Here is a 5,153-nt window from a genome sequence, read left to right as displayed (position 1 = left end):
CCGGTGAGCCCGTCACCGTCCAACCCGGCGAACAGCCCTTCTAACCAGCACAACTCGAAAGATCAGCCGTTACACCACTTCCGGGGACTTGACCCCCAGCGAACCCGCCACGTCGTACTGAGACCGGCCCGCGTACCAGTGCGCCAGTATCTCGGTTATATCGATCACATGGAACGTCCTCCTCGCCATCCGCTCCCCAGCCGCCAGGAGCCGTCGGGCGCAGATCATGAGCGAAGAACCAAGAGGATCTTGATAACTCCGACCGAACGCTCGTCGCATCCTCGACGAACATCACGAGCGGGATGACCAGGCACGACGAGCGACGACTAGGTCAATTACGTGAGCGAATCAGCCCTCGACGGGAACATTCGGTGAGCGCCGACAAGCAGGGCATGCAGTCGTCCCGGTCTGGCGTCACGAGATGATCTGTTGAGACGGCGTCTCGACGCTGGCGGTCAGCGGTGAACTTGACCCCGCATGCGTGGGAACGCTGCAGGAACTGCTCCTCGATCAGATCCAGGCGCCGGAGGTCACCGCCGTACGCGTCGACATGGCCCAGGTGCGCGTTTTGGACTCGACTCCAGCACCGTAGGCGTGCTGGTGAACAGCTTCACCTACGCGCGAGACAACGGCTGTGGTTTCAGTGTGGTCGAACCGAGCCCCGCAGCCCGGCGCATTCTGACGGTGACCGGCCTGGACGAGATCCTGATCTCAGGCTGACCAGCACCAAAGCGGGCCTGGGTCACCGGGCCAGCGCGAAGGCGGCCCACACTCCTTTGCCGCCGGTCCCGGTCGCATACCAGCCGACGTCGTGGGCCAGCCGCTCGGTCAGCAGGAGCCCGAGACCTCCGTCACCACTCGGCCGCTGAGAGTCGACCGCCGGAGTGGCGTCCACGTCGCTGTCGAGGACCTCGACGACGAGGTGACCCTCCGTGCGCCGTAGGAGCACGACCGTGGGCGGCCGGCCGTGACGTAACGCGTTGCCGGCCAGCTCAGTGGCAACGATCGTGATCCGCTCCGTAAGATCCTGCCGATCGGTCTTCACCGTATGATCCGTGACAGCCCGCTCGAGCCCGGCGCGAAGTACCCGCAGTTGCGATGCCCCGCCGACGATCCACCGAGCGAGTTCCTCGTCGCCGTCCGGCGGACGCCGCATCACCCACCCCGTCATGACTGTATATCTTGCCCACTTCCCGGACACCGATGCCAGAACGCTCCCACTGACCGCCTGAACAGAGGCCAGACGGAACAGTCCCATTGCACGACGCTCACCGATCGCAACATATCGCAAAATTTCTGCCCGGCGACGCGTTCGTGCTGTGCAGGTTCCACGTCAGCGAACCGCCTCGGCAGCGATTGCCAAACCGTCTTTGACCGGCCGGTTTAGTCGGAGGGCAGGCGGGCAGGCGGTAGCCGACGAATGACAACGCGTGAAGCATGAAGGGATGGCCGGACGTGGTCAGTTTCGGATATACGTTGATGACGGAGCAGAGTGGCCCGAAGGACCTGGTGCGGTACGCCGTTGCGGCGGAGAAGGTCGGCTTTGACTTCGAAGTCTCCAGTGATCATTTCTCGCCGTGGCTGACCGAGCAGGGCCACTCCCCGTATGCCTGGTCGGTGCTCGGCGCGGTCGCGCACGCCACCTCACGGGTTGAGCTGGCGACCTACGTGACCTGCCCGATCCAGCGGTACCACCCGGCCGTGGTGGCGCAGAAGGCTGCGACCCTGCAGGAGCTGTCGGACGGCCGGTTCATTCTCGGGCTGGGTGCCGGCGAGAACCTCAACGAACACATCACCGGCGAGGGCTGGCCGCCGGTCGCCCAGCGGCAGGACATGCTCGAGGAAGCCGTCACGATCATCCGCCAGTTGCACACCGGTGAACTGGTCACCTGGGAGGGCAACTACTTCCGAGTCGACTCGGCCCGGATCTGGGACGCGCCCGCAGGGGGCGTGCCGCTGGCGCTGGCCGTCTCCGGCAGCAAGTCGATCGAACGGTTCGCGCCCCTGGGTGACCACCTCGTCGCGGTGGAACCGGACGGTGACCTGGTCCCGCAATGGACCAAGGCCCGTCCGGGCGGAGCGGCGAAGTCGCGGGCCATCGGTCAGATCCCGATCTGCTGGGCGCCCGACAAGCAGCAGGCGATCGATCTCGCCCATGAGCAGTTCCGCTGGTTCGGCGGCGGCTGGGCCGTCAACGCCGACCTGCCCACTCCTGCCGGTTTTGAGGGCGCCAGCCAGTTCGTCCGCAAGAACGACATCGCCGACTCGATCGCGTGCGGTCCCGACCTCGACGAGCTGGCGATGAGTGTCAAACCGTACTGGGAGGCAGGCTTCACCGACGTGGCGCTGGTCCAGGTCGGCGACGCCTTGCAACAGCGGTTCCTGGAGGAGGCGGCCGGTCCGTTGCTGGAGCGACTCCGCAAGATGGTCTGACATCAGCCGACGGGTGGGGGCGCTGCGACGCCCAGCTCCGGGCTACCGCTTCACCGCGGCGATAGCCGAGGCATGGAGAGCGACCGACAGGGCGGCGGGGTCGTCGTAGACCACGACGGCGCTGACCTTCGTCAATTCGGCGGCCGTGGTGCCGGCACACGTCAAGCCGATGCAGGACGTCGGGCGCGGGTTGCGTCGGCGGCCGATCAGGAGCGGGATCAATTAGATGTTACCCGTCGAAAGGAGTGGTATCACCGATCCTGTTTCACGGAGATCAGTGGGGCATTCGGTGATGCCTCGGTTGTTCACTCAAGCCGTCGCCGACCTCGTCGAGTTCGGATTTGCTCGGGCGAGAGGTGCTGACCGCGCTCGCTGACCATGACGTCGAAGGCGAGGTCATCCGGATTGTCGATCATGACGTGCGGTTCGGTGTCTCCGCCGATGAGGGCGACGGTGACGCGTGGCCGTAGATCCGCGCAAAGCTTTTGTCCGCGCAGATTCTGGTCATCGCGACGCCGATCTGGATGGGTCAGCCGTCCAGTGTTGCGAAGATGGCTCTGGAACGTCTCGACGCGGAACTGGCTGAGACCGACGAGCAGGGGCGGCCGTCGATGTACGGCAAGGTCGCGGTCGTCGGTAACGAGGACGGCGCCCACCACGTCGCCGCCGAGGTCTTCCAGGCCCTCAACGACGTCGGCTTCACTGTCCCGGCTGCCGGCAGCACCTACTGGGTGGGCGAGGCCATGCAGAAACTCGACTACCAGGACGCCGGCCCCAAACCGGAGACCACCGGAAATGCGACCGCCACGCTCGCGGCCAATGCCGCTCACCTGGCCCGTCTGCTGTCCGGAAGTCCTTTTCCGGCGAGCTGAACCGCGGCGGCCGCGCGGTGTACGAGAACGAGCCTCACATCGTGTAGAAGGTTCGTAGCCGGCGCTGTGTGATGCCGTTGATGCCGTCAGCAGGCAGCCGGGAGACGGCGGAGCCCCTGCCGGGTCGTGGATACAGGACCTGGCAGGGGGCTCGGAGCGTTGGCGAGTTACGGCAGTGCGGTGGTGCTGACCGGGGTCGGCTTGGTCCGAGCCGCCGGAGCCGGAGCCGGAGCCGGAGTGCTCACGATGGTGGGCTGGATCGTGGTCTCCGGTCGGTCGTGCGGGAGTTTCGCGGCGATCTTCTCCTGACCGGTGGCCAGCAGCGCTTTCGCCTTCTCCTGGGCCTGGACCACGGTGGGGTGCGTGCTCGCCTTGCGGGCGGTCGCGGCGATCTGCTCGTACTTCTCGCGGCCGGCGCGGGTGCCGAGCACGTAGCCGGCGGCGAATCCGACGGCGAGTTTGAAGACCTTCATGGGGGTTGCTCCGTTTCTTCAGGTCAGTCGGGCCAGGCGCCCGTGGCTTTGTGGACGCTGATGGCGCCGGCGCGGTCGACGGTGGCCTTGACGATGGCGAAGATCGCGCCTTGCAGGCCGGCGGCGAGCAGGATCTCGCCCCAGCCGCGGTCGGGATCGGTGGCGTGCGGTGCGTCGTCGTCGTGTCCGGCCAAGCGCCAGGCCTGCTTGAACAGCAGCCCGGCGGCCAGGCCGGCGCCCGCGCCGAGGAGCAGACCGACGGGCTTGTAGGCGATCTTGGTAGCGAGACTCACGCGCGCCGCCCCCGGATGATCAGCGCGATTCCGGCTGCGGCCAGGACGAGGGCCGCGACCGGGACGGCGTTACGACGCACCTTGGGCCGACGGGCGGTCTCGACGGCCTTCGACTGCACCGTCATGGCCGTTCGCCGAGCCGTGGCGGCGCCGGCGGTGGTGGTCGCGGCGACCCGGTCGCGGGCGGCGGCCAGCTGCTGTCGGCCACGTGTGGCCAGGTCGGCGGCGGAGTGCCGGGCTCGGGCTTTGACGTCGGTCTTGGCGGCCAGGGCCTGCACGGTCGCGCCGAGGTCGGCGCGGGTCTGGGCGATCTCGGTCCGCAGCTGCTGCGGGTCGCTGGGCGGGGTGCTCATGCGTGCCGTCCTGTCTGGGCTGCGGTCTTGACGGTGCGGACATCGGCCTGCACGCCGGCGACGGCGTCGCTGGGCAGTGGGGGTGTGGCGGCCTTGAGCTTCTGCTTGCCGAGCAGCGCGGCCACCGCGGCGGCGGCGAACACCACGACCATGACGACCAGCACGGCCGCCCACAGCGGCCACACCAGATCGATCAGCACCACCGCCAGAGTCAACAGCAGTCCCAGCCCGAACCAGGCCAGCACGGCGGCGCCACCGAACAGGCCACCGCCGATGCCGGCCCGTTTGCCCTTCTCAGCCAGTTCAAGCTTGGCCAGGGCCAGCTCGTCGCGGACCAGAGTGGATATCTGCGTGGCGGCCTGACTCACCAGATCGGCTGTCGAAGCCGATTCGGCCGGCCCACCGCCATGCGCCGTATTCGTCGTCACAACACGCGCCTCCTCGCTCGCTGGCTATCGGGTGCCCCACCCCCACGCTGGCGAAACACGGATCACATGTCATGACAGCCGGCTCTAAACGGCGGTCCGGGCCAGCTGATGCTCAGGCTCTCGGCGGGCACACGCCGGTGCAGGCCGTCGGCGTCGCGGACGGCGCGTCCTTCGCCGTCGTTATTGAAATAGGCGTAGACCTCACGGGGGAGTGTCAAGAAAACGGTGTAACTCGATTTTTTGAAGGTCAGTTACGGCCTGTGGTGAGGCGTCCTTCGAAGGCAAGGTCGAAGGCGTTGAG

At 67.2% G+C, this 5,153-nt stretch carries 9 protein-coding genes and 1 pseudogene; 4 read left to right on the top strand and 6 right to left on the bottom strand.

The features are described from left to right. Positions 1-445: 445 nt before the first annotated feature. Positions 446-592: pseudogene (locus tag AB0M08_RS47155) on the top strand (STAS domain-containing protein); the annotation flags it as partial. A gap of 8 nt (positions 593-600) precedes the next feature. Continuing rightward, on the top strand, positions 601-720 hold the full coding sequence (locus AB0M08_RS47150) for a hypothetical protein (RefSeq protein WP_364508817.1): 120 nt from the start codon (positions 601-603) through the stop codon (positions 718-720). 22 nt (positions 721-742) lie between these two features. Here AB0M08_RS47150 and AB0M08_RS47145 read toward each other — a convergent pair whose 3' ends face one another. After that, the gene (locus AB0M08_RS47145; RefSeq protein WP_364508821.1) at positions 743-1,093 is read right to left on the bottom strand and encodes an ATP-binding protein; all 351 of its coding nucleotides are present in this window, start codon (positions 1,091-1,093) and stop codon (positions 743-745) included. A 362-nt stretch (positions 1,094-1,455) separates the two neighbouring features. Here AB0M08_RS47145 and AB0M08_RS47140 point away from each other — a divergent pair, with 362 nt between their 5' ends. Next, positions 1,456-2,433: a TIGR03557 family F420-dependent LLM class oxidoreductase gene (locus AB0M08_RS47140; protein WP_364508819.1), complete on the top strand. Its 978-nt coding sequence runs from the start codon at positions 1,456-1,458 to the stop codon at positions 2,431-2,433. A gap of 42 nt (positions 2,434-2,475) precedes the next feature. Here the strand turns inward: AB0M08_RS47140 and AB0M08_RS47135 are convergent, their stop codons facing one another. After that, on the bottom strand, positions 2,476-2,655 hold the full coding sequence (locus AB0M08_RS47135; RefSeq protein ID WP_364508814.1) for a hypothetical protein: 180 nt from the start codon (positions 2,653-2,655) through the stop codon (positions 2,476-2,478). Between the two features lie 263 nt (positions 2,656-2,918). On the opposite strand from AB0M08_RS47135, the gene AB0M08_RS47130 reads away from it, so the two are divergent. Next, entirely contained in the window at positions 2,919-3,305 is a 387-nt protein-coding gene (locus tag AB0M08_RS47130; protein ID WP_364508812.1) for an NAD(P)H-dependent oxidoreductase, read from the top strand. Between the two features lie 167 nt (positions 3,306-3,472). Here AB0M08_RS47130 and AB0M08_RS47125 read toward each other — a convergent pair whose 3' ends face one another. Genes AB0M08_RS47125 through AB0M08_RS47110 form a run of 4 tightly spaced genes read right to left on the bottom strand, consistent with a single transcriptional unit; the run spans position 3,473 to position 4,852 of the window. Beyond that, on the bottom strand, positions 3,473-3,778 hold the full coding sequence (locus AB0M08_RS47125; RefSeq protein WP_364508809.1) for a hypothetical protein: 306 nt from the start codon (positions 3,776-3,778) through the stop codon (positions 3,473-3,475). A gap of 23 nt (positions 3,779-3,801) precedes the next feature. Continuing rightward, complete coding sequence (locus tag AB0M08_RS47120) at positions 3,802-4,071, bottom strand: DUF4235 domain-containing protein (RefSeq protein ID WP_364508808.1); 270 nt, start codon at positions 4,069-4,071, stop codon at positions 3,802-3,804. Then, positions 4,068-4,424, bottom strand: a complete 357-nt coding sequence (locus tag AB0M08_RS47115) for a DUF3618 domain-containing protein (protein ID WP_364508805.1) — start codon at positions 4,422-4,424, stop codon at positions 4,068-4,070. Before AB0M08_RS47115 ends, AB0M08_RS47120 begins: the two co-directional genes overlap by 4 nt. Further along, complete coding sequence (locus AB0M08_RS47110) at positions 4,421-4,852, bottom strand: phage holin family protein (protein WP_364508802.1); 432 nt, start codon at positions 4,850-4,852, stop codon at positions 4,421-4,423. The genes AB0M08_RS47115 and AB0M08_RS47110 overlap by 4 nt, the downstream gene beginning before the upstream one ends. Positions 4,853-5,153 lie beyond the last annotated feature (301 nt).

This window comes from Actinoplanes sp. NPDC051851 (genome assembly GCF_040681165.1).
Taxonomy (GTDB): Bacteria; Actinomycetota; Actinomycetes; order Mycobacteriales; family Micromonosporaceae; genus Actinoplanes.
The sequence above is the reverse complement of the archived record's forward strand: the minus strand, read 5'-3'. Positions and strand labels throughout refer to the sequence as shown.